Annotated in this window: 28 protein-coding genes and 1 tRNA gene; 11 read left to right on the forward strand and 18 right to left on the reverse strand. The window is 61.3% G+C overall.

The genetic code is table 11. The annotated features are described in order from the left end of the window. Positions 1-121: 121 nt before the first annotated feature. The gene (locus Q1B40_RS20675) at positions 122-1,177 is read right to left on the reverse strand and encodes an alpha/beta fold hydrolase (RefSeq protein WP_299818803.1); all 1,056 of its coding nucleotides are present in this window, start codon (positions 1,175-1,177) and stop codon (positions 122-124) included. A gap of 128 nt (positions 1,178-1,305) precedes the next feature. Between Q1B40_RS20675 and Q1B40_RS20680 the strand changes: the two genes are divergently transcribed. Together Q1B40_RS20680 and ampH are read left to right on the forward strand one after the other, a co-directional pair. Further along, positions 1,306-2,376 (forward strand): AraC family transcriptional regulator, encoded by a 1,071-nt coding sequence (locus tag Q1B40_RS20680; RefSeq protein ID WP_299818806.1) that lies wholly within the window; start codon positions 1,306-1,308, stop codon positions 2,374-2,376. Positions 2,377-2,614: 238 nt separating this feature from the next. After that, on the forward strand, positions 2,615-3,727 hold the full coding sequence (gene ampH, locus Q1B40_RS20685; protein WP_299818809.1) for a D-alanyl-D-alanine-carboxypeptidase/endopeptidase AmpH: 1,113 nt from the start codon (positions 2,615-2,617) through the stop codon (positions 3,725-3,727). A 245-nt stretch (positions 3,728-3,972) separates the two neighbouring features. Here ampH and Q1B40_RS20690 read toward each other — a convergent pair whose 3' ends face one another. Beyond that, the gene (locus Q1B40_RS20690) at positions 3,973-4,602 is read right to left on the reverse strand and encodes a TetR/AcrR family transcriptional regulator (protein ID WP_299818812.1); all 630 of its coding nucleotides are present in this window, start codon (positions 4,600-4,602) and stop codon (positions 3,973-3,975) included. A gap of 69 nt (positions 4,603-4,671) precedes the next feature. Here Q1B40_RS20690 and Q1B40_RS20695 point away from each other — a divergent pair, with 69 nt between their 5' ends. Next, the gene (locus Q1B40_RS20695; protein WP_299818815.1) at positions 4,672-5,391 is read left to right on the forward strand and encodes an SDR family oxidoreductase; all 720 of its coding nucleotides are present in this window, start codon (positions 4,672-4,674) and stop codon (positions 5,389-5,391) included. Between the two features lie 12 nt (positions 5,392-5,403). After that, entirely contained in the window at positions 5,404-5,670 is a 267-nt protein-coding gene (locus Q1B40_RS20700) for a hypothetical protein (RefSeq protein WP_299818818.1), read from the forward strand. A gap of 124 nt (positions 5,671-5,794) precedes the next feature. On the opposite strand, the gene Q1B40_RS20705 is transcribed toward Q1B40_RS20700, so the two are convergent. Next, complete coding sequence (locus Q1B40_RS20705; protein WP_299818821.1) at positions 5,795-6,772, reverse strand: nucleoside recognition domain-containing protein; 978 nt, start codon at positions 6,770-6,772, stop codon at positions 5,795-5,797. Positions 6,773-6,890: 118 nt separating this feature from the next. Here Q1B40_RS20705 and Q1B40_RS20710 point away from each other — a divergent pair, with 118 nt between their 5' ends. Beyond that, entirely contained in the window at positions 6,891-7,343 is a 453-nt protein-coding gene (locus tag Q1B40_RS20710) for an Lrp/AsnC family transcriptional regulator (RefSeq protein WP_299818824.1), read from the forward strand. Between the two features lie 65 nt (positions 7,344-7,408). On the opposite strand, the gene Q1B40_RS20715 is transcribed toward Q1B40_RS20710, so the two are convergent. From Q1B40_RS20715 to tsaD, 13 genes are all read right to left on the reverse strand, one after another. Further along, complete coding sequence (locus tag Q1B40_RS20715; RefSeq protein WP_299818827.1) at positions 7,409-7,798, reverse strand: VOC family protein; 390 nt, start codon at positions 7,796-7,798, stop codon at positions 7,409-7,411. 7 nt (positions 7,799-7,805) lie between these two features. Continuing rightward, positions 7,806-8,225 (reverse strand): hypothetical protein, encoded by a 420-nt coding sequence (locus Q1B40_RS20720; RefSeq protein ID WP_299818830.1) that lies wholly within the window; start codon positions 8,223-8,225, stop codon positions 7,806-7,808. A gap of 80 nt (positions 8,226-8,305) precedes the next feature. Next, a complete protein-coding gene (gene leuB / locus Q1B40_RS20725) occupies positions 8,306-9,418 on the reverse strand; it encodes a 3-isopropylmalate dehydrogenase (protein WP_299818833.1) in 1,113 nt (370 codons plus the stop codon). Positions 9,419-9,559: 141 nt separating this feature from the next. Continuing rightward, positions 9,560-10,333 (reverse strand): sulfite exporter TauE/SafE family protein, encoded by a 774-nt coding sequence (locus tag Q1B40_RS20730; protein ID WP_299818836.1) that lies wholly within the window; start codon positions 10,331-10,333, stop codon positions 9,560-9,562. A 1-nt stretch (position 10,334) separates the two neighbouring features. Next, positions 10,335-11,129, reverse strand: a complete 795-nt coding sequence (locus tag Q1B40_RS20735; protein WP_299818839.1) for a helix-turn-helix domain-containing protein — start codon at positions 11,127-11,129, stop codon at positions 10,335-10,337. A 283-nt stretch (positions 11,130-11,412) separates the two neighbouring features. Then, a complete protein-coding gene (locus tag Q1B40_RS20740) occupies positions 11,413-12,585 on the reverse strand; it encodes a M20 aminoacylase family protein (protein ID WP_299818841.1) in 1,173 nt (390 codons plus the stop codon). A gap of 185 nt (positions 12,586-12,770) precedes the next feature. Beyond that, entirely contained in the window at positions 12,771-13,430 is a 660-nt protein-coding gene (locus Q1B40_RS20745) for a methyltransferase (protein WP_299818843.1), read from the reverse strand. A gap of 33 nt (positions 13,431-13,463) precedes the next feature. Next, positions 13,464-13,889, reverse strand: coding sequence for an EVE domain-containing protein (locus Q1B40_RS20750; protein ID WP_299818845.1), 426 nt, complete (start codon positions 13,887-13,889; stop codon positions 13,464-13,466). Next, complete coding sequence (locus Q1B40_RS20755) at positions 13,890-14,180, reverse strand: YciI family protein (protein WP_299818847.1); 291 nt, start codon at positions 14,178-14,180, stop codon at positions 13,890-13,892. A 154-nt stretch (positions 14,181-14,334) separates the two neighbouring features. Beyond that, the gene (locus Q1B40_RS20760; RefSeq protein ID WP_299818850.1) at positions 14,335-15,342 is read right to left on the reverse strand and encodes an NAD(P)H-dependent glycerol-3-phosphate dehydrogenase; all 1,008 of its coding nucleotides are present in this window, start codon (positions 15,340-15,342) and stop codon (positions 14,335-14,337) included. After that, entirely contained in the window at positions 15,329-15,751 is a 423-nt protein-coding gene (locus Q1B40_RS20765; RefSeq protein WP_299818853.1) for an NUDIX domain-containing protein, read from the reverse strand. The genes Q1B40_RS20760 and Q1B40_RS20765 overlap by 14 nt, the downstream gene beginning before the upstream one ends. An 80-nt stretch (positions 15,752-15,831) precedes the next feature. Then, positions 15,832-16,335 (reverse strand): NUDIX domain-containing protein, encoded by a 504-nt coding sequence (locus Q1B40_RS20770; protein WP_299818856.1) that lies wholly within the window; start codon positions 16,333-16,335, stop codon positions 15,832-15,834. Between the two features lie 102 nt (positions 16,336-16,437). After that, positions 16,438-17,508, reverse strand: coding sequence for a tRNA (adenosine(37)-N6)-threonylcarbamoyltransferase complex transferase subunit TsaD (gene tsaD, locus Q1B40_RS20775; protein ID WP_299819136.1), 1,071 nt, complete (start codon positions 17,506-17,508; stop codon positions 16,438-16,440). A 132-nt stretch (positions 17,509-17,640) separates the two neighbouring features. On the opposite strand from tsaD, the gene hemC reads away from it, so the two are divergent. Both hemC and Q1B40_RS20785 read left to right on the forward strand, forming a co-directional pair. Further along, complete coding sequence (gene hemC / locus Q1B40_RS20780; protein ID WP_299818859.1) at positions 17,641-18,567, forward strand: hydroxymethylbilane synthase; 927 nt, start codon at positions 17,641-17,643, stop codon at positions 18,565-18,567. Positions 18,568-18,569: 2 nt separating this feature from the next. After that, positions 18,570-19,286, forward strand: a complete 717-nt coding sequence (locus Q1B40_RS20785) for a uroporphyrinogen-III synthase (RefSeq protein ID WP_299818862.1) — start codon at positions 18,570-18,572, stop codon at positions 19,284-19,286. Here the strand turns inward: Q1B40_RS20785 and Q1B40_RS20790 are convergent. Further along, positions 19,272-20,003: a hypothetical protein gene (locus tag Q1B40_RS20790; RefSeq protein ID WP_299818865.1), complete on the reverse strand. Its 732-nt coding sequence runs from the start codon at positions 20,001-20,003 to the stop codon at positions 19,272-19,274. The two genes, Q1B40_RS20785 and Q1B40_RS20790, sit on opposite strands and share 15 nt — an antisense overlap. 46 nt (positions 20,004-20,049) lie before the next feature. On the opposite strand from Q1B40_RS20790, the gene Q1B40_RS20795 reads away from it, so the two are divergent. The 3 genes from Q1B40_RS20795 to Q1B40_RS20805 all read left to right on the forward strand — a co-directional run bounded on the left by Q1B40_RS20795 (position 20,050) and on the right by Q1B40_RS20805 (position 23,845). Beyond that, complete coding sequence (locus Q1B40_RS20795) at positions 20,050-21,399, forward strand: hypothetical protein (protein ID WP_299818868.1); 1,350 nt, start codon at positions 20,050-20,052, stop codon at positions 21,397-21,399. A 127-nt stretch (positions 21,400-21,526) separates the two neighbouring features. Further along, a complete protein-coding gene (locus tag Q1B40_RS20800) occupies positions 21,527-23,458 on the forward strand; it encodes a heme biosynthesis HemY N-terminal domain-containing protein (protein WP_299818872.1) in 1,932 nt (643 codons plus the stop codon). Between the two features lie 311 nt (positions 23,459-23,769). Further along, a tRNA-Thr gene (locus tag Q1B40_RS20805) sits at positions 23,770-23,845 on the forward strand. A 265-nt stretch (positions 23,846-24,110) separates the two neighbouring features. On the opposite strand, the gene Q1B40_RS20810 is transcribed toward Q1B40_RS20805, so the two are convergent. Continuing rightward, positions 24,111-24,599, reverse strand: a complete 489-nt coding sequence (locus Q1B40_RS20810; protein WP_299818877.1) for a universal stress protein — start codon at positions 24,597-24,599, stop codon at positions 24,111-24,113. A gap of 624 nt (positions 24,600-25,223) precedes the next feature. Here Q1B40_RS20810 and Q1B40_RS20815 point away from each other — a divergent pair. Further along, positions 25,224-26,054, forward strand: coding sequence for a hypothetical protein (locus tag Q1B40_RS20815; RefSeq protein WP_299818880.1), 831 nt, complete (start codon positions 25,224-25,226; stop codon positions 26,052-26,054). Positions 26,055-26,144 lie beyond the last annotated feature (90 nt).

Here is a 26,144-nt window from a genome sequence, read left to right on the forward strand (position 1 = left end):
ATCCGGCTGCGAAGAGCCGCGTCAAAGCCTTTGCCCCATGCACCAGCATGGCTCTTCAGGCTTTTCCTTGCTCTTCTTTGCCGGCTTGATGCCTGAAAGTACAATTTTATGGGTCCGTACCCTAGGACTTTGAGAAGAAGCCTGTGACGGCGTCGATGATCATCTCGTGTTTGGCGGCGCGCGGCGCGCCGCCGTTCTCGCAGATCATTTCATCCCCCGGTTCCTCTTCCGCCAGGAGTTCGAACCCTCCGGGTTTGCAGACCCCGAGGAAATCGAAGTGCGACAGGGTTTCGGGCTCGATGTACCGGGTCTTGCCGGACGGCAGGGATGCGACCAGGGAACGGGATTCGATGTCGAGGGTCAGGCCGGAATTCATGATCGGTGCTCCGAAGATCAGCATTGGCCGCTCGATCCGGGCCAGGCTGGCGTCGGAAAAGCTCTGCGTTCCGCCGAGATCGAAAACCGCGAACGCCCTGATGCGGGGATCGGACAGGTCCGCTTCAATTTGGGCGCGGTCTTCATCCGTCTGCGCGATTTTCCAGCCGCGAAGAATACCGCAGGCCAGTTCGTCCGGCATTGTGCTGCAGAACCGTTCCAGCCGTGCCGTGTCGTAGAGGCCGCCTGCCAGTGCGACGGCGGTGAAGCCGCCCAGAGAATGGCCGGCCATGAAAATCCTGTCCGGATCAACGAGACGCGCAAGGTCAGGGGAGGTGAACATGTGGTCGATGACCCGGGAGATGTCCTTCGGCCGTTCCCACAACTGGCGCGTCAGGTCCGGATCACGCGACCAGGTGGAGGTGCCGGGGTGGCTGATCGCGGCCACGACATATCCGCGTCGGGCCAGAGCACCGGCAAGCCAAGCCTGATTGTAGGCATTGCCGAACATCCCGTGCGACAGGACGACAAGCGGGAACGGGCCTTTTGCGGGAACCGCGTCTTTCACCACCTGCGTTCCGGTCCAGACCTTGCTGTCGAAGTCGTAGGTCAGCGGTTCGACCGTATTCGTGGGATACCAGAGAAAACCGTCGAGATCGCGGCCGCCCTCAGGGTCGGGATCTGGGTCTGCGATTTCCAGGACGCTCATGGCTGCTTGATAGGACTGTGCCTGGGCCGAAGCTGCAAAGGCCGTCAAGAACGCGGCAAGAAGGCCGGCAAGAAGGAATGAAATGAGTTTCATAGTAAGCACCGATACTGGTTTCAGGTGATATCGAAGCTGGGCGGCAAGCCAATTTGAATCAACGTCTTGGGCCGTCTATACCTGTCCTTCATCCTGATCGAGGACAGGCCCCGACAGAAAGAGGACAGATGGACGACCCCGCGCTGGTCAGTTTTCCACTGCCGATGCTCACCGCACTGTTGTGCAGCGTGCTGGCCATCCTGGTCTGGCGACTGGAGCTGGGTCCTGTCCGGGCCAATGCCTTGTTCTCGGCCTTCTTCGGACTGGGCGCCGTTTCCTCCTATTTCGTTGCCCTGCGGTTCGGCTACGGGTTCGACGCGCTGATCCCGCTGCAACGCACCTTGCCCTTGTTTATGGCGCCCTTGCTGTATCTGGGCTTTGCCTCAATGACGGTCGAGAAACGCGAGCTCGCCGGATCCCTCCTGTTTCACCTCGGTGCACCTTTCATTGCGATGGGTCTGTTCTGGCTGCTTGCCGAAGACCTGAAGGCTCTCGACTGGCTGATCAGCGCCAGCTATGCGGTCTACGCTCTCGCCCTTTACCTGTTGTGGCGAAAAGGTCCGGACGCGCTGATCTTCGCGCGTGTCGACATGACCCGCAGCCTGTCGAACTGGATCTTGCGCGGTGTCGGTTTTTTGATTTTCTTGCTGTTTCTGGACACGGCGATCGCGGTTGATTTCGCGGTCAACCGGGGCAGCAACGTCGTCAGGCTGATCTCCTATGGCACCGTTCCCCTGATCCTGTTGCTGCTTGCGGCCCTAGTCACCCTGCCGCTGGTGTTCTCCCGGTCGCGCGTGACCGCGCAGGCATTGCCGGCACCCGACGCCGAGGACACGCAGGTCGAGGCGAGATTGCGGACACTGATGGATGAGCAGCAGTTGTTCCTTGACCCTGACCTGACCGTTCAACGGCTTGCCAGGCGTCTTCACCTGCCGGCGCGCAGCCTGTCCGCGGCGATCAACAGGACGCAGGGTTCGAACGTGTCGCAATATGTGAATACGTTCCGGCTGGCGCATGCGGCCCGGCTGCTGGTTGAGTCCGATGACAGCGTCACGAAGATCGCGGCGCAATCGGGGTTCATGACGCGATCGAACTTCTATCGCGAGTTCCAGCGGGTCCATGGCCAATCGCCCACCGAATACCGGCTGTCCACGAGGCCGGAAAGGGAAACGGGTCGCGCCGGGTCGCAGCAGGCGTGATGTCCGGTTCCAGATCGCTTCAGTGCAGTCGCGGGGACGTCTTGCCGGAATGCCGTATGGCGGCAAAATCAACTTTAATTTCATATTTGCCGTGCCATCAATTCCTGCGAGTCCCGGACCGCAGGATGACCGGCGTGTCCGGATTCACATTTTTCTGGCATGGCAGTTCCCCGGAAGCTACCGTGAAGAAACCGCAACTGTGGGGTGCGGACGGGACTTTATCAAGCAGGATATTTCCATGAAATTCAAAGCCTTAATCTTTGCCATCGCGACCGCTGCGACGCCCGCCGCTGCCGCCGCCGAGGACGCACTGCTTTCGGAGGCGCTGGAGTTCACTGCCCAGATCTTCTATCTCGACACGGCTGTGCCGGGCTTGGTCATTGCCGGCGTCCGTAACGGAGAGACTGCGGTTTTCGGTTTCGGCGAAACCAGCAAGGGCAGTGGTGTTACGCCTGACGGGGACACGGCGATCGGCGTCGGCTCCATCACCAAGTCGTTCACGGGCCTCACCCTTGCAAATCTTGCTGCCGAGGGAACTGTCGCGCTGACCGACCCGGCCGGGCCGCTGGTCGATCTCGTCGACAAGCTGCCGGAGCGCGAAGGTCACCAGATCCGCCTCGTCGACCTTGCCACCCATGCCAGCGGCCTGCCCCGCGAACTGGAGGAGGTCCCGAATGTCGAGAAATACAGCGATGCCTCGTTCAAGGCCAACCTGAAGGATGCCGGCCTGCTGTTCACGCCCGGCACCGGGCTGCTTTATTCCAACATCGGTTTCGACGTGCTGGCGATGGCCCTGTCGGGGGCGGCCGGCAAGCCTTATGAGGCGCTTCTGAAAGAGAAGGTGCTTGATCCGATCGGACTGACCGCAACAGGCTATGCCAAGCCAACCGGCGGCACCGTCCTGACCGGCTATGACTGGAATGGCAACGAGATGGACCCGGGCGAACCGATCCCCAACAGATCGGGCGCGTCCCAGCTCTACACCACCGCCAATGACATGCTGCGTTACCTGGAATGGAACCTCGACCGCTTCGGCAGCGAAGGCATGGAAGCGCGGGCGATAAGCCATGCGGCCTGGACGATGCGCGACGGGATGGACCCGGTCTACGGCCTGGACGAATCCGGTCATATGAATGCCATGGGTCTTGGCTGGGTCATCATGATGCCGGAAGGAGACCGCCCGCTGATCATCCAGAAGGCCGGCGGCAGCCACGGAGTGTTCAGCTACCTGGCGTTCGCCCCGAGCCGGGGCGTCGGCATCTTCATTTCGATCAACCAGTTCAATTTTTCCGCCAGCATGGAAATGGCCAACGTCGTCAACGACCTGATCGCCGTTCTGGCGCCGCGCTGAGACGGGCTGCCTGTCAGAACGTGTGAAAGCTGCTTTCCCGGGACGGGATCGGTATTCTGTTCCGGGAAGGAGCTTGTGGCTGGCGCCGGGTCTTCCCCTTTGCGGGGAAGATGTCCGTGAACTGACTGAGGGGGACGTGGCGCGGTGCGCTCCGCGAATGCCGCGTTATACCGATAGGCTGTTGTCCCCTTCTCTCCTGCTGAAGACGGATCCCCCGATTTGTCCCGACCCTTGAAAACGAGCTTTCATCTCCGGAACGTGCCCAGATAGGCGTTGCACATGACCACGAGCTGGCGGTGCAATTCTTCTGCCTTGTCCGGGGGCAGATTGCGCTCGAAGGCGTTGCGCACCGTGCCGAAGATGACGGTGACAAGCGTCAGGTTCGTCGACTCCAGATTTTGCAGAGCCGCATCTCGCGCGCTGGCGAGCATGGCGGTGGTCGCGATGTTGACGCGCGCGGCGAAGGCCTCGACGAGGGCGTCATTGTCCATTTCCACCACGGAGCGGTAAAGCGCGCGTGTCACATCGGCCCGTTCGGTCTTGGCACGCCAGTAGGTGTCGACGAGTGCTTCCACCATCCGGTCGAGCGGTGCCCCGTGATGGGCCTGGCAGGTCTGCTCTATCTTTTCGGCAAGTGCCTCAAGATAGCGCTCGTTGAGGGCGTAGATCAGCGCCTGCTTGTTGGGGAAATACTGGTACATCGTGCCGACCGATACGCCGGCGCGCTCGGCCACCCGCGTGGTCGTCAGCCGGGGCAGGCCGTCGCTCAGCAAAACCTGAATAGCCGCCTCGAATATCGCGTCCACCGTGACGCGCGCGCGCTCCTGGCGCGGCCTTTTTCGGGGTTTCAGGGCAGGGGGTATGGGAGCGGTCAAATGCGAATCCTAAACCTGAGGCATCCTTCATATATTAAGCAGGAAGTTCCACCAGGGAAAGGACGGCTCATGGAAAAGACACGCATCGCTCTCATCACCGGCGCGAACAAGGGGATTGGTCTGGAGATTGCCCGCCAGCTTGCGGGCGCCGGGATCGGCGTCATTCTGGGTGCCCGGGACATGGACCGGGCAGAGGCCGCGGTGGCGGATCTGGCTTCCAGAGACCTCGGCGCGCAGACTGTCCACCTCGATCTTGACGACCCGACTAGCATCGTGGCGGCGGCGAAGGAAATCGAGGTCCTGCACGGTCGCCTCGATATTCTCGTCAACAACGCGGGCATCTTCGATTTCGCCGATGCCCCTCCCGGCCGGGCCGACATCGAGGCGGTCCGCCGGGTGATGAACACCAATTTCATCGGCACGCTTGCCGTGACCCAGGCGATGCTGCCGTTGCTGCGCGCCGCGCCGGCCGGGCGGATCGTCAATCTGTCCAGCTCGCTCGGGTCGCTGACACTCAACGGCGATCCGACCTCGCCCTACTATGCGGCACAGTTCATCGGCTATAACGCCTCGAAGGCTGCGCTGAACATGCTCACTGTTGAACTCGCCGAAGAACTGCGCGGCACTGGCATCAAGGTCAACTCGGTCAGCCCCGGCTTCGTCAAGACAGACCTTACCGGCCAGGGCACCATGACGCCGGAAGAAGGCGCCAGGCTGCCGGTGCAATATGCTCTGAGTGGTGAGACAAGCGGAGGGTTTGTGGAGCCGGGCGGCGTGACGCCGTGGTAGGAAGTGGCAGGATTGCGCGACGGAATGGGCCCGGTCTATGGCCTGGGCGAATCCGGCCATATGAATGCCATGCGTCTTGGCTGGGTCATCATGATGCCCGAAGGCGACCGTCCGCTGATCATCCAGAAGGCCGGCGGCAGCCACCGAGTGTTCAGCTATCTGGCGTTCGCCCCGAGCCGGGGCGTCGGCATCTTCATGTCGATCAACCAGTTCAATTTTTCCGCCAGTATGGAAATGGCCAACGTCAACGACGTGATCGCCGTTCTGGCGCCGCGCTAAGACGGGCTGTAAAGGCGGGGAGGCGGCGTTCCATAGGAATGGCCTGGTTCGGGTCGAGTCAGGCTGTTCGCAAGAGAGAAGCGTAACGCCTTTATACCGTCCGGAGCGGTCTTGCGTTCAGGGCTCATCGTGTTTCCGCCGTCATGATTTTCCGCCGAAAGATCCGGGTAAAGAAGGTCCTGTCGGACAGGCGCCCGAGCAGAACGGCGATTGCGGCTGTTGCCGCCACGGCGAAAACGATCCGGCCGACAAGAATGCCGTAGACATCAGCACCGAGGGACATCATGAGGAGGGTGTCCTCGATCACGCTGTGGGCAAAGCCCATGAACACGCATGACAGGAATATCTGGCGCGGCGACAGGCAATCCGATTGCGCTTCGCGGATCAGGAGGCCGGCGCCGTAGGAGATGCCAAGGAACAGTCCGACCGCGGTAAGATGACGGGCTTCCCCGCGAATACCTGCCAGGCGCAACAGGGGGGTGATGGCTGTCATCATCAGATCCAGCAGTCCGGTCGCCTTGAGAAGTTCCAGAGCCCAGAACAAGACAACGAGAACGATGAACATCCAGATCATGGTCTCGCCGAGATCAAGGAAGAATGCCGTCCAATCGGGTGTCGCACTCATGGGAAGCCAGGTCGGGTCGACGGGGACCGACAACCAGCCGGTGGCTGTCAGGACATGGTGCAGGATGAAGGCGTAGAGCACGCCGCCGACAACGCGCAGACTTGTCGTCGCGATCAGGCCCGGGCCTGCCTTTTGAATGATCTTCTGCTCGATCGGCAAGCCGTGGGCGAACAGGATGAGGGCGGAGAAGACCGTCACATCCGCCACGCTCAGCGAGGAGACGGGAACAAGCGTGAATATGAGCGGCAGAGCGCCCCAGATCCCCACCAGCATCGCCGTCAGCCAGGCCAGCCCGAGTTCCGGGGGAAGACCGAAGAGTTTCATGACAGGTGCCAGAGCCGGGGCCACGGCATCGATCACACCCATCCGCGACAAGACCTCGGTGGTGATGGTGACAGGCACCATGATCCGGGCGAGCACCCAGTAAATCTGAAATGTTTCCGGTGTTTTGCGCAAGATGGCCATCAAAAGGGGCATTGGGTCTTCCTCTCCGTCTGCCTCATTTTCTAACTTGAGCCATTTCGAATTTGTGGTCAAAGATTGCAAGTTTTTGCAATTTTATTGCAAGAGCGCATGTGCCGGATATGCTGGGGGAATGGATCGGATTGACAGGAAACTACTGAATCTTCTTCAGCGGGACGCCTCGCGCACCAATGTCGATATGGCCGACAAGGTGGGCCTGTCGCCTTCCAGTTGCCTGCGCCGTCTGCAGCGGCTTCGCAAATCGGGCGTGATCGACCGGGTTGTCGCGATCCTGAATCCGGCGAGAGCAGGACGCGGGATCAAGGCCCTGGTGACCGTGGAACTGAGATTGCACGGTGAACAGCACATGCGCCGTTTCCTGAGTATAGCGAGCGCGGAGGAAGCTGTGTCGAACGCCTATTCGGTCACTGGCGAAACCGACGTGGTTCTGATGCTGCGCCTGACCGACATGGAGGAATTCGATGCTCTCTGCGACAGGCTGTTCCGCGACAACAACAATGTCGCGCGTTTCTTCACGATGATCGTGATCCGGACCGCCAAGGAGGAAACGGCCATTCAGCTTTGAGCATCCGCTGATTGTCGGCGGCCGGAGCATTGGTGCGATATTTTGCCGGCGATCCGCGCAGGCCGTCAGGCCGGCTCGATGAGGTCCCATTTGTTGCCGAAGGGATCCTCGAACACGGCGACCTTGCCGTAAGGCTCGATACGCGGCGCCTCCAGAAAGAGGACTCCGGCATCCAGCATCGCCTGATGGTCCCGGTCGAAATCATCCGTATTCAGAAACAGGAACACCCGGCCGCCCGCCTGGTTTCCGATGGCGGCCTCCTGGTCGGGGCCATCCGCCATTGCAAGCAGAAGGCGCGTTTCCGCGCTGCCCTTCGGGGCGACCAGCACCCAGCGTTTGTCGTCTGACAACCGGGTGTCCTCGATCAGGTCGAAGCCGAGCTTTTGCGTGTAGAACGCGATTGCCCGGTCATAATCCGGCACGACCAGTGTGAGAGCGCCGATGACCTGTTTCATGACGAGCCTACTGCGCCTTGCGGTAGACGGTGATGTTGGTGAAGCTCGCCACGTCGACAAGGTGCACGGTCTGGGTGATCGTCAGGGTGCCGCCGTCGTCGGACAGTTCGCGCTCCGCCTTCATCAGTGTCAGCCCGCCGCGGCGCGCTTCGGAGACCAGCTTGCGATCCCCCTGAAAGACAAGGCGCATGGCATCGACCAGACCGCTCTTGCCCAGCTTGACTTCAGGCCCGTCGGGCATGGCCTCGAAGGTGTCATTGGTGATCTCGCCGTCGGCATCGACCTGGTTCATCGTGAACACGGCCATGCCGAAATTGTCGTCGATCTTCAAGGTGGCGCTTTTCGGCGGGTCACCCTGCTCGAAGTCGCTTTCCTCCGCGTCGAGAATCCATGTGCCGAGAAAGGGGGCGAGTTTGTCTTCGTTCATCTGAGCAACCGCGGTTTGAAAGGAAGAGCCGCCACCGGGATACCCGCTGGCGGCTCGTGGTGCAAACACTGATGAGGCCGTCAGGCGCCGAGCGCGTCCAGTTCTGCAACGATGGCGTCGCCCATTTCGGCGGTCGAGATGGTCGCCTGACCTTCCGATGCGATGTCCCTGGTGCGCAGGCCCTTGTCGAGGGCATTGGCGATCGCCTTGTCCAGCTTGTCGGCGGCAGCGACTTCCTCGAAGGAATAGCGCAGTGCCATGGCGAAGCTGGCGATCATGGCGATCGGGTTTGCGGCGCCGGTGCCGGCAATGTCCGGAGCGGAGCCATGGACCGGCTCGTACAGCGCCTTGCGCTTGCCCGTGACCGGATCCGGCGCACCGAGGGAGGCGGACGGCAGCATGCCGAGAGAACCGGTCAGCATGGCGGCAACGTCGGACAGCATATCGCCGAACAGGTTGTCGGTGACAATCACGTCGAACTGCTTGGGCCAGCGGACGAGTTGCATGCCGCCGGCATCGGCCAGCATGTGCTCCAGCTGAACGTCCTGGTAGGCATTCTTGTGGGTCTGGCTGACGACCTCGTTCCACAGAACGCCGGACTTCATAACGTTGCGTTTTTCCATGGAAGTGACCTTGTTGCCCCGCGTGCGGGCCAGTTCGAAGGCGACCCCGGCGATGCGTTCGATCTCGTAGGTGTCGTAGACCTGGGTGTCGATACCGCGCTTCTGGCCGTTGCCGAGATCCCGGATTTCCTTGGGCTCGCCGAAATAGACGCCGCCGGTCAGCTCGCGCACGATCAGGATGTCGAGGCCTTCGATGATGTCCTTTTTCAGGGATGAGGCATCGGCAAGGGCCGGGTAGCAGATGGCCGGGCGCAGGTTGGCAAAGAGCTGCATGTCCTTGCGCAGGCGCAGCAGGCCGGCTTCCGGGCGCACTTCATAGGGTACGTCGTCCCACTTGGGGCCGCCGACAGCACCGAAGATGACGGCATCCGCCGCCATCGCCTTGGCCATGTCTTCCTCGGAAATCGACTGGCCGTGGGCGTCATAGGCCGAGCCGCCGACAAGGCCTTCGTCGGTTTCAAAGGACATGCCGCCCTTTGCATTGAACCAGGCGATGACCTTTTTCACTTCCGGCATGATTTCCGGGCCGATGCCGTCACCCGGCAGAAGCAGAAGATTTTGAGAAGCCATGGACGTTCCATCCCACATTGTTGGAAATTCGTTTGCGCTGAGTTACCGCGTCAGCCCGGGTCTTTCAAGGCAAAGCCGGTTGCGAAGAACTCAAGCGTGGAGAGGCGAAAGATCAATTCGGCAAGTGAACCGGTCCGTCGCTCAGGTGCCGAACCAGGATCGCCCGGCCTGCCAGAGAAGATTGAGGGCCAGCGCGGTCATCACCCATCTGAAGCCGATCCTGAAGGTTTTTTCGTCCATTTTGCCGAGCAGGTGACTGCCCGCGAGTGTTCCCAGGAACCCGCTGGCGATCATCAGCGCGATCAGGCCCGCCCAGGGCGCGAAGGCAAAGCCGAGCAGGCCGAAGACGATGATCTTGAAGATGTGCATGATCAGCGCCGTGGCGGCCTGATTGGCGACAAACCCGTGGCGCGGCAGACCGAGCGTGGCAAGAACCGCGCCGCCGATAGGGCCGGCAGCGCCGAAAAACATGGACAGGAACGTGGACGCAAAACCGGCGGCGGCCATGGCGCGCTTGCGGGCCTTGCCCAGTTTCGGAGCCTTGCCCCAGACAACCCAGAGGACAAAAAGTCCGATACCCGTCTTCAGGACAGCATCCGGGAGTTCCACGGCAATCGCGCCGCCGAGCGCAGCGCCGAATGCGGCGCCGATGGCGAACCAGAGCACGATCAGCCTGTCGATATGCCTGAACTGCACCAGTGCCCGTCCGGCATTCGAACCGAACTGGACGACACCGTGAACCGGGACCAGGGCGCTTGCCGGCATCAGCGTGGCCATGACCGCGATCAGGCTCACGCCGCCGCCGAGCCCAACGGCGGCCGTTATCGCGGAGGTGACGAAGCTGAAAAGCACCAGAAGAAGGGAAGACACCGTGCTCAGCTGCCCCGGGAGCAGCAGGTCCAGAAATGCGCTCACGTCACGACCATCTCGTGTTGGCGTAATTGACCGCCTCGCGCACGTCGAGCCTGCGGGTGGAATTGCCGCTGCGCAGATAGAATACCGATGCCTTGTTTTCCTCGAGATAGACGGCGCGCGGTGCCGGGCTGACGATGATCATGGCGACATCCTTGTCTTCCACCCTGGCAAAGACGGTATGCAGATAGGGGCACAGGTCGCCGCCGAGGTTTCTGGATACGATGTCGTTGATCGTGCGCTCGAAGGAATCCAGATCGGGGCTCTTCAGGGTCGCCAGATCATGGTCGAGGCCGAGCGGCCGGCCATTGTCGTCCACGCCGATGAGAAGGTGGCCGCCATCGGCGTTGTAAAACCCGGCAATCGTCTTGGCGATGACCTTTTCCAGCTCGCGGTTGACGTGTTTTTCCTTCAGGTCCCAGCGCAGCGAGGACTTGAATTCGACCCGCCGGGTCTCTCCCTGCCGCATCAGGTCCGGGATAAGGGCGGTCTGCTCCTCGCGCAGGGACCGGTAGGCCTCGGACGTGCGCATGTATTTGCGTGTGAAAATGCCGAAGGCGAGGCCGATGACAGCGCCAAGCGCCGTATAGGCGATGGCCACATCGAGATGGCGGGGCAGGATCAGCAGCCACAGCCGGGCGTTGATAAACTGGAACAGGTTCGGCGTTGTCTCGGGTGAACGCGCCAGTTCCCACCAGATCACCAACAGGTTCAGGGGATGAATCACCAGAACACCGACCACGGCCCCTGCAAGCACATAAGCCGCCAGAAAGGAGAGTTTGAACGGGGAAAGCGTCATATCGGATAGTTCCGGGAAAATTGCTGCAACGACTGGCGCCAGCTTAAAGCGTCAGGCGTTAATTTGGAAAACGAAACTCGGTCCATCCTCTATTTGCGGTGATCACCGGGCTTGACCCGGTGATCCATGCCATGACGGAGCGAACTTCCAAGGTTGAGCCTGGAGATATGAAGCGGCATGGATGCCCGGATCAAGTACGGGCATGACGACGGCGAGGGGGGACTGTCCTACGCCAGGTATGCACTCCCGGATGCGGACCGCGAAGAGAAAGAAACCCTGCAGGTCACGCCGCTGCGGGCATGGCGGTTTCGACCAGTTTCACCCAGTAGGAACAACCGACGGGGATCAGGTCGTCGTTGAAATCATAGGCCGGGTGATGGAGACCGGCGCTGTCGCCGTTGCCGGCGAAGATGAAAGCGCCGGGGCGTTCCTCCAGCATGTAGGAGAAATCCTCGCCGCCCATCATCGGCTCGATGTTGTGGTCGACCTTGCCTACACCGGAAATGCCTTCGGCGATTTGTGCGGCGAAGTCGGTCTGGGCGTCGTGATTGACGGTGACCGGGTAGCCGCGGGTGAACTGCAGCTCCGCCGTCGCGCCGAATGTTTCCGCAACCGAGCTGACGATGGTTTCCATGCGCTGCTGCGCCAGATCGCGCATCTCCGGGGACAGGGTGCGCACGGTCCCGCGCAGCGTCACGTCCTGCGGAATGACGTTGAACGCATTGCCGCCCTGGAAAACGGTCACGGAGACGACGAGGGAATCGAGCGGATTGGCATTGCGGCTGGCGATGGTCTGCAGGGCACTGACCATCTGTGCACCGACGACGATCGGGTCGATGGTCTCGTGCGGCTTGGCCGCATGGCCGCCGCGGCCGCTGATGCGGATCAGGAATTCGTCCGTTGCCGCCATGATGCCGCCCTTGCGGATCGCGAATTCACCCACCGGCAGGCCGGGGTAATTGTGCATGCCGTAGACTTCCTCGATCGGCCAGCGGGTCATCAGGCCGTCCTCGATCATCGCCTTGGCTCCGGCGCCGCCTTCTTCGGCGGGCTGGAAGATCACCACGACAGTGCCATCGAAGTTGCGTGTTTCGGCGAGATACTTCGCCGCGCCCAGCAGCATGGCGGTGTGCCCGTCATGGCCGCAGGCGTGCATCTTGCCGGGTACCTTGGACGCATAAGGTTTGCCGGTGATCTCCTCGATCGGCAGGGCGTCCATGTCGGCGCGCAGGGCGATGGTTTTGCCTACGCCGCCGTTCTTCCCCTTGATCACGCCCACGACGCCGGTTTTGCCGATGCCGGTGGCGATCTCGTCCACGCCGAAGCTCTGAAGAAGCTCAGCCACCTTGCCGGCGGTCCTGACGGTTTCGTAGAGAATTTCCGGATTTTCGTGAAGATCGCGGCGCCAGGCCGTGATCTCGTCGGTCAGGTCGGCGAGGCGATTGATGACGGGCATGAAGAACTCCTGAAAAACAGCGGAAGAGACGGGCGTGCGTTACGACCATCCTGATTCCGTCGTCGAAGCGGAAGATGTTGGCAATAAACTACCTCAAGCGGCAAAAAGGGGAAGTGGCCGCGGAGAAAAACTTTTGTGCTCCGGCAAAGACGGTGGATCGCTTCCGCCAAGCTGCAAATGCGGGATTATTTTTTCGCCATTCGAAAGACGCGGGTGCGTTTGATTTCATTGTCCTCAAGCGCGCCGACAACCGGGACATTGTAGCGGGCAAGCTCGGTCAACCGGGTTTTCGGCAGGTAGGACCTCCCCGGATCGCCGACCAGGATATCCGTGCCCCGGTCCAGCAGCCTGTCCATCAGATCAAGCACCTTGTCCGCCATCTCCCTGTCGTAAAAAACGTCGCCGCAAAAGACGATGTCGGCTTCCGGCGGCGGCGAAGCGGTAATGTCCGCCATTTCGAGACTGAGAATGACGCCGTTGAGCTCCGCATTGAGGCCGGTGGCGGCAAGGGCGAAGGGATCGATATCGACAGCATGGCAGGACGCGGCGCCGGCCATCATGGCGGCGATGCCCACAAGGCCGGAGCCGCAGGCAAAATCGATAACCCGCTTGCCCGCGACCAGATCGGGTGTGTCGAGAATATAGCGGGCAAGACCCTGGCCGCCGGCCCAGGCGAAGGCCCAGAAAGGAGGGGCGAGACCGAGCTCGCCAAGATCATCCTCGGTTTTCTGCCACAGCACCATGGCCTCATCGGCCACATGCAGCCGGATTTCCTCCGCATGCGGCACAGGCTTTATCCGGGTCTCCCGGCGGATGAAGTCAATGGGATCCTTGATCGGCGTCATTCACTTCATCGCTCTAAAAGCTGTCGGAGATATTCAGGCAGGTGTCTTGAGGCCGCCCATCTCGCAGACGATCTTCCATTCCTCTTCGGTGACCGGCTGGACCGACAGGCGCATGGACGTGACCAGGGCCATCTTGGCAAGACGCGGTTCCGCCTTGACGTCGGCCAGTGTCACCGGCTTGGGCATGTCGCGCACAGCCTTGAAGTCCACGCACTCCCAGCGCGGGTCGTCGATGGTGGTATCGGGATGGATCTCGCTGCAGACCTCCACGACACCGACAACTTCCTTGCCGATATTGGAGTGATAAAAGAAGGCCTTGTCGCCGATCTCCATGGCCCGCATGTTGTTGCGTGCCTGGTAGTTGCGGATGCCATCCCATTGTTCGCCGACGTCGCCCCTGGCCTTCTGCTGTTCCCAGGACCATTTGTCCGGCTCGGATTTGATCAGCCAGTACTGCACTTATTTCGTCTCCGGATTCTTGACCGCCCAGTTCCAAGGACGGATTTCCACGCTTTCGAACAGACCGGCCACCGCATAGGGATCTTCCTGGGAAATGGCGAGGATTTCGTCGCGGTTGGCCGCTTCGATCACCACGAGAGAGCCGGTCATGTTGCCGTCGTCATCCATGAAAGGGCCGGCGGCCTTCAGGCTGTCGCCCAGGCCCTTGAGAAATTCCAGATGCGCCGCGCGGTTGTCGAGACGGGTTTGCAGGGCACCGTGCTTGTCGGTGCAGATCAGGGCATAGAGCATGAAATGAGACCCTCAGGTTGTCGAATTCCGGACGAACCTAGGGTGGTGAGAGAGCAAACTCAATGGGGGAAAATTCCTTCCCGGTTCCCTGCGATGTGCAAATGCCGTTGCATGAGCGAACAGACTGTTGCGCAGGTGCCGGATCTGCCTGCGCTCAAATGCCCGCCGTCTCCGCCTTCAGTGGCCGGGCCATCAGGGTGTTGAGGGCGTCGTCTATCGTCAGGTCCTCGTCGATCATCTGGGCGACGGTTTCGCAGATCGGCACCTCGACATTGTATTTTTCCGCCAGTTTGACGGCGACCCGCGCCGAATAGGCGCCCTCTGCAAGTTTTCCACCTGCCGAGATCAGATCGGAGGCCATGAACCCTTCGCCGAGCCGCATGCCGAAGGAGAAGTTGCGCGACTGGGTGGAGGAACAGGTCAGGACAAGATCGCCGAGGCCTGAAAGGCCGGTCAGCGTTTCGCTCTGCGCGCCCATGGCAGCGCCGAGGCGGGAGAGTTCCGCAAAACCGCGGGCGGTGAGCGCGGCCTGGGCGCTGGCGCCGAGCTTGCGGCCGGCAACGGCGCCGCAGGCAATCGCCAGCACGTTCTTCAGCGCGCCGCCGATCTGCGTGCCGAGAATGTCGATCGAGGCATAGGGCCGGAAACTCGGCGATTGCAATGCCTCGCACAGGCTGAGCGCGGTTTTCGTCGAGGTTGCGGCAATCGTGACCGCCGTCGGCAGACCGCGCGCCACATCGTCGGCAAAGCTTGGCCCGGAGAGAACGCCTGGTTCCACACCGGGCAGTTCCTCGCTCATCACCTTCGACAGCAGCTTTCCGGAGGATTGTTCAATGCCCTTGGCGCACAGAACGACCGGCCCGCGTGCCTTGCCTGTTTTCTTCAGGGCGGCCAGCATGGCGCGGGTGGTCTGCGCCGGGGTGACCAGCAGGATGGCATCCACGTCCGCGGCCTCCGCCAGCGAATTGGTGGCGTTGAGGTCCTCATCGAAGGTGATGCCGGGAAGATAACGGGAATTCTGGCGGCGGGCGCGGATATCGGAAACGATCGCGGGGTCGCGGGCCCACAGGCACACGTCCCGCCCGGCGCGGGCGGCTGTCAGGGCCAGAGCCGTACCCCAGGCCCCGCCGCCAATGACGCCGACTGTCTTAATGGCGCCCATCGTTCTGCCTTTCCATCCGCGACCGTAATGTATCAAGCTGCGCTCCAAACTCTTCAAAGAACATGGTCTTGGGCGGCGCATCGTTGGCGAAAAGATCGACCCAGAACAGGCGGAACCGGATTGGCGGTCCGCCTGAACTCGGCGTCATTTCATAGTGTTCCCATTCTGCAGCGGGTTTTTCACGAATGCGACCGTGAAAATGCCGCCGCCGATGCAAGCCGGGGAGACTTCCGGGAACATCTTTGATGATGTGATCCTGGTCCGCGAACGATTCGAGCGCGATATCCAACGAAAGTCCTGTCTCTTCGAAAAATTCGCGCCGGGCCGCCTGGAGATAGCTTTCGCCCGGGTCCAGAGTGCCGCCGGAAATCTGAAGGTCAGGGTTGGGGTGATCCGGCTCGATAAACACCAGAAGCTCCGGTCCGCAGGTCAGATAGACATAGGCCTTGTGATAGAGTTTCAAGCTGAGATCCTTGAAGCCGGTTGTCCTCAGGTGGTTTTGCCGGGGCGGGGCAGACGGCTGCGCAGGGCGTCCAGAGGCGCGCCGAACGCAGCAAAGAAGCTCTCTTCGTCAAACGCTTTCGTGCTGAAGAGATCAATCCAGGAGAATCGGCAGCGAATCGGATCGCCGCCGCCGCTCGGAAACATCTCGTAGTGCTCCCAGGTGTCCCGTGGCTTCTTGGCCAGACATACGTGATAGTTCCGCCGGATGTGACGGCCTTTCAACGGCCGGTCCGGCGGAGCGCGGAACTGGCCGACCGGGGCGATGGTTTCAAAGGGCAGATCCTGGCTGGAAAAATGCTCGAAGGCCGCGTCGATGCTCAACCCGGTTTCCTCGGCAAACTCGCGCATGGCCCCATGCAGGAAGCTTTCGCCCGGATCGATCGTGCCGCCGGGAACCTGAAGCCCGAGATAGGGATCGTCCGGCTCGTCGAAAACCAGAAGATCCGTGCCGCAGGTCAGGTAGACATAGGCCTTGTGGTAGAGCCGCATGGAGGAAAATTTCCTTGTTTGAAACCACGCGTTCCTAACAGGCTCCCGGTCCGTGCAAAAGGGCCAAGCTTCGATTGAGGCGAATAAACCGGGTGGCGGTCTTCAGACCTTCGCACCCTTCTTGCCGGCTCCGAGCACACCGGCGCTTTGCGAATCGAGGGGCCAGCGCGGGCGCGGGGAGAGGGCCATGTCGTCGACCGGGCCCTGTCGCAACCGTTCGATGCCCGCCCAGGCGATCATCGCTGCATTGTCCGTGCAGAGCGCCATCGGCGGGGCGACGAAACGGGCCCCTGCCGCATTTGCCGCATCCAGCAGGCTTTGCCGGATTTCCTGATTGGCCGCGACGCCTCCGGCAACGACGATCACGGGCTCCGCGTCCGGATGCCGCTCCCGGAAAAGGTCGAGGGCGGATCTGGTCCGCGCCGCCAGCACGTCGGAGACGGAGCGTTGGAAGGCGGCGCAGAGGTCGGCGACGGTCTGCTCGTCGACCGGTTCCAGCTTTTTAGCCTGGGTCCTGAGGGCAGTTTTCAGTCCGGCGAAGGACATGTCGAGACCCGGCCGGTCGAGCAGCGGGCGCGGCAATCGGAACCGGGTCACGTCGCCCTTTGCCGCCATCTTCTCCACATGCGGTCCCCCCGGATAAGGCAGGCCGAGCAGCTTGGCGGTCTTGTCGAAAGCCTCGCCTATGGCGTCGTCGATGGTTGTTCCCAGGCGCTCGTAATCGCCGACGCCGCGCACCAGCAGAAACTGGCTGTGGCCGCCGGAAACGAGCAGCAGAAGGAAGGGGAAATCCAGATCGTCGGTCAGGCGGGCGGTCAGCGCATGGCCTTCCAGGTGATTGACACCGACAATCGGCCTGCCGGCCGCCATGGCGATGGCCTTGGCGGTCATGAAACCGACGATGACGCCGCCGATCAGACCGGGTCCGGCCGTGGCCGCGACCGCATCGATGTCCTCCCAGCCGCAGCCGGCTTCGTGCATTGCCTCCGCAACGATCCTGTCCAGGATGTCGATATGCGCGCGCGCGGCAATTTCGGGCACCACGCCGCCGAACTCCGTATGCTCGGCAATCTGCGAGCGGATGGTGTTCGAGAGGATCTGCCGGTTCAGCGGACCGCGGACAACCGCTGCCGCCGTTTCATCACAGCTCGTTTCGATACCGAGGACCGTCAGATTGGTCGCATTGTCATTTGAATTGACTGAGGTCATTGGTCTTGCGGTGCTGGCCTGTGCTAGGACATCTCAACGAAGCAAATCAGTTTCCCGGCGCATTTCATGCCGGGCGTAACATCCGGACGGTAAACCTTGCAATCAAATCCTTTGCGCATCGGCACGAGAGGCAGTGCGTTGGCACTGGCGCAGGCTCACGAAACCCGCGACAGGCTGATGACCGCTCATCGCCTTGGCGAGGAGGCTTTCGAGATCGTCGTCATCAAGACATCCGGCGACCGGATCCAGGACCGGCCCCTGTCGGAAGTCGGCGGCAAGGGTCTTTTCACCAAGGAAATCGAGGAAGCGCTGATGGACGGACGGATCGACCTTGCCGTCCATTCTTCCAAGGACATGCCGACAGTTCTGCCGACCGGCCTCGAGCTGACGGCCTTTCTGCCGCGCGAGGATGTGCGCGATGCTTTCCTGTCGCCCAAGGCGAAGACGCTGACGGATCTGCCGCAGGGCGCCGTTGTCGGGTCCAGCTCCCTGCGCAGGCAGGCAATGATCAAGCGTCTGAGGCCGGATATCGATGTGGTGATGTATCGCGGCAACCTGCAGACCCGGCTGCGCAAGCTGGCGGAAGGCGAGGTGGATGCGACGCTTCTGGCAGCCGCCGGCCTGAGACGGCTTGGGCTGGAAAATGAAATCACCAGTCTTCTGGAGGCCGATGAATTTCTGCCGGCAGTGGGCCAGGGGGCGATCTGCATCGAAAGCCGGACTGACGACGACGCCACGCGCACAATGCTCGCCGCGATCCACGATCCGGACACACAGGTTCGGCTGGACGCGGAACGGGCCTTCCTTGCGGTTCTCGACGGTTCGTGCCGCACGCCCATCGGCGGACTGGCGACACTGCGAGACGGAATGCTGCACTTCAGGGGCATCGTGCTGAAGCCGGACGGTACGGAGGCACATGTGACTTCAGGGAGCGGCGCGCCGGCAAGCGCGGTCGAGATCGGCATTTCCGCCGGCGAAACCCTGAAAGCCTTGATGGGGCCAGGTTTTTTCCAGGATCACTGACCATGCGTTTTCTGGTGACCAGGCCCCAGCCCGACTGCAAGCGAACCGCGGACAAGCTGCGGGCGGCCGGTCACCTTGCGGATGAAGCTCCGCTTCTTGAATTTCAGGTCATGCCCCCCGAACAGCTCGACCTTTCCGACATATGCGCCGTGGCGTTTTCAAGCCGGCGGGCGGTGTCCGTTTTGCGCGAACACTCCCAAATCGGCGAGCTTCTAGGTCTTCCCGCTTTCACCGTGGGAGAGGCGACGGCAGAGGCCTGCAGGCTGGCAGGATTTCAGGACGTGCGATCCGCAGGCGGGGATTTCGCGGCGCTGGGCGCGCTCATTCTGCGCGAGAGCGCAGGGCTCGCTCCGGGTGCGGTCTTCTATCCGGCGGCACATGACAGGGCGGGAGATCTTGAGAGTTTCCTGAAAACAGGAAACCTGGCCTGCCGCACGCAAGTCGTCTACCGGATGGATCCCGCGGAAAAACTTCCCGCCGGGATTGTCTCTGGCCTCAGTGGTGCAATCTATGATGGCGTGCTGGTCTATTCGAGGCGAACGGCGGAGACGCTGCTGTCATTGCTTAAAGCCTCCGGGCTCGATGGAGCGGCGCCGGGTTTGAAGATCTACGCCATTTCGTCGCATGCAGCGGAACCGCTTGCCGGGTTCATGCGTGTACATGTTGCGAGTGCACCTTGTGAAACGGCGCTTCTGGATCTGGTATTAGCGGAGTGTTAACCAGATCCGGGGGAGTCCTTCTATTGCGGCGCGGAAAAGTCTTTGCCGCGGCGGTACCGCTTCGCAAAGAGGCGTGTATAGTGAAGGTCTTGGAGCTGACGGTTCCGGGGCCGGGGCAGGTTCGGGAGAAGTACAGATGACGACGGACAATAAATCTTCTGGCGGGACGTCCTCTTCAGGCGGAAGCGGATCATCGGGCAAACCCGACACACCCTCAGCGTCTTCCGGCTCCTCCAAGCGACCGGTCACGATCGACCTCGCGGCGGAAAAGGTGAGTTCGAAACCCGCGTCTCCGGCTTCGTCCACAGGGGCTTCATCGACAGGTTCGACGAGTTCGACAAGTACTGCACGGCCGGGAAGCACTCCTTCCTCTTCGGGGGGCACATCGGTGCCGCCTTCGGGATCATCCTCGGCGACCACGAAACCCGGTTCGACAGGCACGGGATCTTCATTGGGGTCCTCGGGAAGTTCCTCCACCCGGACGACAGCGAGTGCATCGGGCAGCCCGACAGCAACGTCGACCAGCGGTTCCACGACCAGTTCTTCAAGCAGTCCATACGGCAGCAAGCCCGCATCGTCCGCTTCGCCGTCGACCCCTGGCAGCTCTTCCACGGCATCTTCCACCTCCGGAACGGCCTCGAAACCGGCGTCTTCCGCGAGCACGGCGCCAGGTTCCACAGGTACGAACCGTCCGGCCGGTTCGACGAGCTTTTCCAATCCGCCGGCGGCGGAAGACCGCGGCGGTGTCGGCGCTTTCGGCGTGATGATCGCGGCGGTTATCGGGGGCGTTCTGGTTCTCGGTGGCGGATACGGCCTCCACAAGGCAGGGATCGTCAAGCTGTCCCCGGAGCAGAACGTGCAGGTGACCAACGCGCTTTCTTCGGCCGAGCGCAAGATCGCCGATCTGGAAAGCAAACTTGAGAATGTGACCTCGACCGTGAGCGGGCAGGATCCGGCCAAAGCTGTCTCCGCTCTGGAGGCCAAGGTTTCCGATCTTGAAACGAAACTGCAGGGTGCGGTGTCGGCGGCTCCGTCCGATGTCTCTCCGGCCATCGAGGCGCTGAAGAAAGAGGTCGCGGATCTGCGCAGCGGCGTCGCTTCCGCGACGGGCGGCTCCGGCGAAGCGAACCCGGCAGATCTCGCGCCGCTGGAAACCCGGCTGACGGCACTCGAAACCGCCGCGAAGGATCGGGGCCAGGTGGAACTTACGCCTCTGGAAACACGTCTCTCAAAGCTTGAAAGCGAGACAAGCTCGACGTCCTCGGAAGCGGACAAGCTGTCCGGGTCGGTCTCCGGGGTGGAAACCGATCTGAACGAGCTGAAAGCCACGCTTGGCAAGCTTGAGACCCGGCTGCAGAACACCGAAGCGACGGCAAAGGCCGCGCAGACGGCGGTGTCGACGTCGGATGTTTCGCTGAAGACCCTTGCCGACAGTCAGGCGCGGGCGACTGAAACGCTCTCAAGTCTTGCCGCCGACATAAAATCCGTCGGTTCAGCGAACAGTTCCGCGCTGGAAGATATCCGCGCCGAGCTGGACACGCTCTCCAGTCGGCTTGCCAAGGTGGAAGCAACGATGGGCGACGCGACGGCGCGTGAAGTGGCCGCGCGGGCGCTCTCGGTCTCCGCGCTCCGCTCTGCCGTCGATTCCGGCCGTCCCTACGAAACCGAACTGGCGGCGGTCAAAGCGGGCCTTCCCGCCGATATGGATCTGAAAGCGCTGGAACAATATTCCGGAACCGGTGTCGAGCCGGTCGCCGTGCTGATCGCACAGTTTCCGGCAGAGGCGCGCAAGATCTACCAGACCTTCGCCGAGCCTGACCGTTCGGCCGACATGCTGGACAGCCTGCTTGCCAGTGCAAAATCACTCGTGTCGGTGCGTGGACCGGGCGACGCCGACGGCACCGGACCGGAGGCCGCGCTGCGGCGGATGGAAAATGCCGTCGCCGGCGGTGACCTGAGCGCGGCGCTGGCGGCCTACAAGACCCTGCCCGAGGCAGGGCAGGCAGTGGCGAGCGACTGGGCCGCGCGGGCCGAAGCACGGGTCGAGGTGGATGCCTTGACCGACAAGGCCTCGCAGGAAGTGCTGAATGCCCTTGCGGCGAAAGACAGTTGACCGGCGGCCGGTTTTGCGGCTGACGGACTATGAGATGCCGCAGTATCCTGCCCGCGTTCACCCGAACGCCGGATACTGCGGACGATATTGGGCCGGCGATGGCCGGCAACCCTTGGGAGCGTACTGAATGATCCGCGTCCTTCTCTTTTTCGCGCTGCTGTTCGCCCTTGCTTTGGGCTTTTCCTGGCTGTCGGACGTGCCCGGCATGATCTCGATCAGCTGGAACGGCTATGTCTGGGAACAGCCGCCGGCGGTCGTCGCCGTTGTTGCCGGCGTCCTCCTGGCGATTTTCCTCGCGGTTGTCTGGGTCATCCGCGTGATCCTGAAATCACCGCATATCGCCAGCCGGTTTTTTCAGCGCCGCCGCAAGGACAAGGGGTATCAGGCCCTGTCGCAGGGGTTGATCGCGCTGGGGACCGGCAATTCCAAACAGGCGCGACGTCATGCGGTGGATGCGGACCGGCTGCTGAGCGACGAGCCGGCGGCGAAACTTCTGCTGGCGCAGACGGCTCAGCTTGCCGGCAAGGACGACGAAGCGCGCGGGCGTTTCGAGGCGATGCTGGAAGATCCGCGCACGAAGGCTCTTGGCCTGCACGGGCTGTTCGTGGAAGCCGAACGCCACCGCGAGCCCGTGGCCGCCCGGCATTATGCCGAGGAAGCGGCGAAAACCTCCCCCGGTCTGGAATGGGCCGGCAAGGCTGTGCTCGGCTACCAGGCCGTGGCTCATCACTGGGACGAGGCGCTCAAGACACTCGAGCGCAATTACGCTGCCAAGATGATGGACAAGAAAACCTATCGCCGTCAGCGTGCCGTCATCCTGACCGCGCTGGCGCAAAAGCTTGAGGACGGCGAGCCGGAACGGGCCTATTCGCTCGCCAAGGAAGCGCACGGCCTGGCGCTGGATCTCGTGCCGGCGGCCGTCTTGACTTCGCGGCTTGCCACGCGCCGCGGCGATATCCGCAAGGCGTCGAAGGTGCTGGAAACAACCTGGCGGCTTTCCCCGCATCCCGAACTTGCGGATACCTATGCCCACGTGCGCACGGGGGACTCTGCCGTCGACCGGCTGAAGCGGGTCAAATCCCTGTCTGCGCAACGCGCCAACACGGCGGAAGGCGCTCTTGCTGTCGCGCAAGCGGCCCTGGAAGCGCGGGAATTCGACGAAGCCCGGGCGCAGCTGAAGAAAGTTCTGCAGTCGGAGCCTTCCCGCAAGGCTTTCCTGCTGATGGCGGAAGTGGAAGAAGCCGAACATGGCGACAGGGGGCGGATGCGCGACTGGCTCGCGCGCGCGATCAAGGCGCCGCTCGACAAGGTCTGGACGGCTGACGGGGTCGTTTCCGCCGAATGGCAGGCGGTCTCCCCGGTCACCGGTAAACTCGACGCCTTCAAATGGGTTACGCCCGGCGGCCTGTCCGATGAAGAGAGCGTCCTTCTGGAAGACAGCGTGTTCGAGGCGCCGGCACTTCCGGCGGCCACAGTGGCGGCAGCTTCCTCTTCCGTCGGGTCGTCCGAGGCCAAGGCCGATAAACCCGGGGACGACCTGGAAACCGTCGATCTGACGCCCGAGCCGGTCTCGCCGAAGCCAGTTGCTCCGAAGCCGGCCTCAAAGGAACCGGAATCGCAGACGAAGGCCGAAGCTTCGCCGGAAACGGTCAAGCCGGACAAGGAGAGCGTCAAGGGCCATGAGGGGACCACGGATGACGTCGGTCTTACCCCGCCGCTGAACGACTTGCCGGAAGCGCCGAAGGCCGCGGAGAAGACGGCTGAACCCGAAAAATCCGCGCCAGTCAAACCACCAGCCGAACCAATCAAGACGGACAGCGCGCCGAAGCTGGACACGCCCCCGAAGGAGGTTTCGGCCGCGGAAAAGCCAGCGGTGACATCATCCGGCATGGGCGAACAGGGCAAAAGCAAACCGGTGGATAAAAATCCGACGCCCGGCAAGGAGGAACTGAACGGTCCGATCGAGTTCGCCCTGACCCGCATGCCCGACGATCCGGGCCCGGATGACGACGACGAGGACGCCGCGGACAAGAAGCCGAAGCCCCGGTTTTTCAATTGAGCTTTCCATGACTGGGGATCTTGCCGGGGGCCGCGCCACAGGTTTCGCGCTGCCCCGGCCTAGAGCCGGGGCCAACCGGCCGGTCCCGGAGCAAGCGTGGGACAGCGACGGTGGTGGCTTCCATCCAAATCCGACCGGCAGGGCCGCAAATGGCGCGTGCAGGCAGGCCGCAACGGGCAAGATGTGATATCCTTGGCGGAACTCGCAGTTAGCCTCTTGCATCCGGCGCCAAGCTCCGGTAATTAGCGGCGCACCCGGCAACACCGGGGATATGCGCCATATAGCGCCTTGCCTGTATTTTCAGGCAGATCGCCGCTTTAGCTCAGGTGGTAGAGCACATCATTCGTAATGATGGGGTCGCAGGTTCGAGTCCTGCAAGCGGCACCATATCTAGACATTTGAATTAATTGTCTATTTTACTCTTCCTGCAACACAGAATTCCAATTGAATAAAGCTGCTTGGTACGCTCTGGGCACAGCGGGTTCAAGCATGGCATCCATCAGCAGACATAGAGACACAAATATGCTGAGACGATACGCCCATGCTGAAACAACCAGGTTGGCAAGGAAGTTGGAACCAGCAGAATAACCGGGCAGATGAGTACAATAGCGGGAAGCGGCTATGAACCAACCGGTCTCGCTTCGGGGCTAGTCTATTTTACTGAAATGCATGTGCATTGGGCACGATTGAAAATCTCTTGTGAAACACTTCCGAAAGTTGAGCTGTCAGAATGACTGACGCCTCTGGCCCCCATAACAATTGTGCCAGCCTCTAATTTCTCCTGCATCTTGAGGATCTCATCCGCAGGCTTCCCGCTGACGATTGGTAACAATTCAAACGCGACGCCATGCGTTCTGGCTTTCTCTGCAAAGTGATCAAGGATTATCTCACCGACCTTGTTGAGTATCTTGTCGGGAGCTGGGCCCAAGTTGGCCGAGATCGCCTTGTTCAGGATTTGTTGCAATGGTTTATCGAATTGGCTGGATATATCCAATGCCATCAGATCACTGGCAGCCTTGCCCCTCAGCAAAACATGGAGAATGCATAGGCGTCCCTGATACTTCGTGGCCAAATCTGATGCGATCTTAAGTGCTTTCATTGAGTGGATAGAACCGTCCACCGGTATCAGGATTTTGTGCATGCTATGTCCAGCGACCTTAGATTCATTGGATGACACTAGGGATAATCTGCCCGGATATGAAGTGTTCCCCAAATGGCAGAATGTTGCTGGTGCGTGAAATCAACATCTTTTCCGAGTTTCATTGGGTTATTGAAGCTGTACTAGGGTGTGGACCCATAAAATTGTACTTTCAGGCATCAATCCGACAAAGCAGGCCAAGGAAAAGCCTGAAGAGCCATGCTGGTGCATGGGGCAAAGGCTTTGACGCGGCTCTTTGCAGCCGGATTGATGCCTGAGAGCATAATTTTATGAGTCCACACCTAGGGGTGGTGTCGATTTCCAGAGCACCGAGACATGAAAATGCTGATGACGTATGCTCCCGCAAGTGCAACAATATTCTCGTAAATCAATTCAGCCAGATCGAGAGCACAGTGTGACCGCCCTTCGGCTTATTAGGCTCAAATCATCCATTCCTGACATTTTTTACACTGCGTTTTTACGGGCTGCATTTTCCGGCTGGTTACTTTGATTTTGGATTGCCGAAACGGTTGCTTGATTTAAAGCGTCCAAGTTGATTCAATGAAAGAATCAGCAAGTCTTCCTTATTTCAAGAATGTTCCGCTGTTTGAATGCATGGAGAGCGGTGTGGGCAAAACGGCAAAACTTGAATTTATCCGGCGGCTTATTCCGCTGAGCCTCGGTGTGCTTGCAATCGTTGGCGGATTTTTCTTCATGTCGGTGCTGAGCAACCTCCTGTGTCTGGTGGCGGCCGCCGGCATTTACGCTGCGCTGCCCCGGCCAAGCGCTCCTTCCGGGGCGATCCGGCCGGTGTCCCGGCCGCCGGTGCTGGTTCTGGATCTCATCGGCTTCGCGCTCGGTATTCCGCTGTTTTCACTCGCTTTCATCGGCATGGGGCTTACCGGCGGCGGGCTTGCGCTGCTTTCGCTGTTTTGTCTCGCGCCCGCGGCCGCATCTCTGGTTTTTTTTACGGCGGCTGTGCGTCAGCAAACTTCCTGGGTGCGGTTTTTCGGCAATGGTTTCGAATTTACCCAGTTGGGCCTGAGGGTCCGGGTTCTCTATGAAGAACTTTCGAAGATGGAAGTCCGGCTGTGGGAAGCTCCCGGTCTGGTGGCCTGGTTCCAGGCGACCATCGGCTCCAGCGGTCCGCGCTCCGCGGTGCTTTTGAATGGCGAGCAGAGCACCAAGACGCTTGTCTTCAGGCGGCGGGGTGACGGCGCCCGCTTCACGATTTCCTCCGAACTTGTCCCCGATCTGCAGCGTATCCTCATCGGCATCGACCGGGCGGGGATGGACCTGCCGGATGGCATCAGCGAACTGCAGCGCAGGAAGATCCGCCAGCGCCGTGAACGCATGTATGGCGGAGAGCATCTGGAGCTGCCGCAGCCGACCGAGCAGAAGAACGTCGCGCGCATCGCGGCGCTGATCGAGCACGCCAGGCGCACCGCCGGGCAATAAGGTTCAGGCCGTCCCGTTTGTCGCCGGTCCGTGAATACCGCTCAATGCCGATCACACTCCCATCTTCATCCAGAGAGACAGCCTTTTGCA

This window comes from uncultured Roseibium sp. (assembly GCF_947496995.1).
Taxonomy (GTDB): domain Bacteria; phylum Pseudomonadota; class Alphaproteobacteria; order Rhizobiales; family Stappiaceae; genus Roseibium.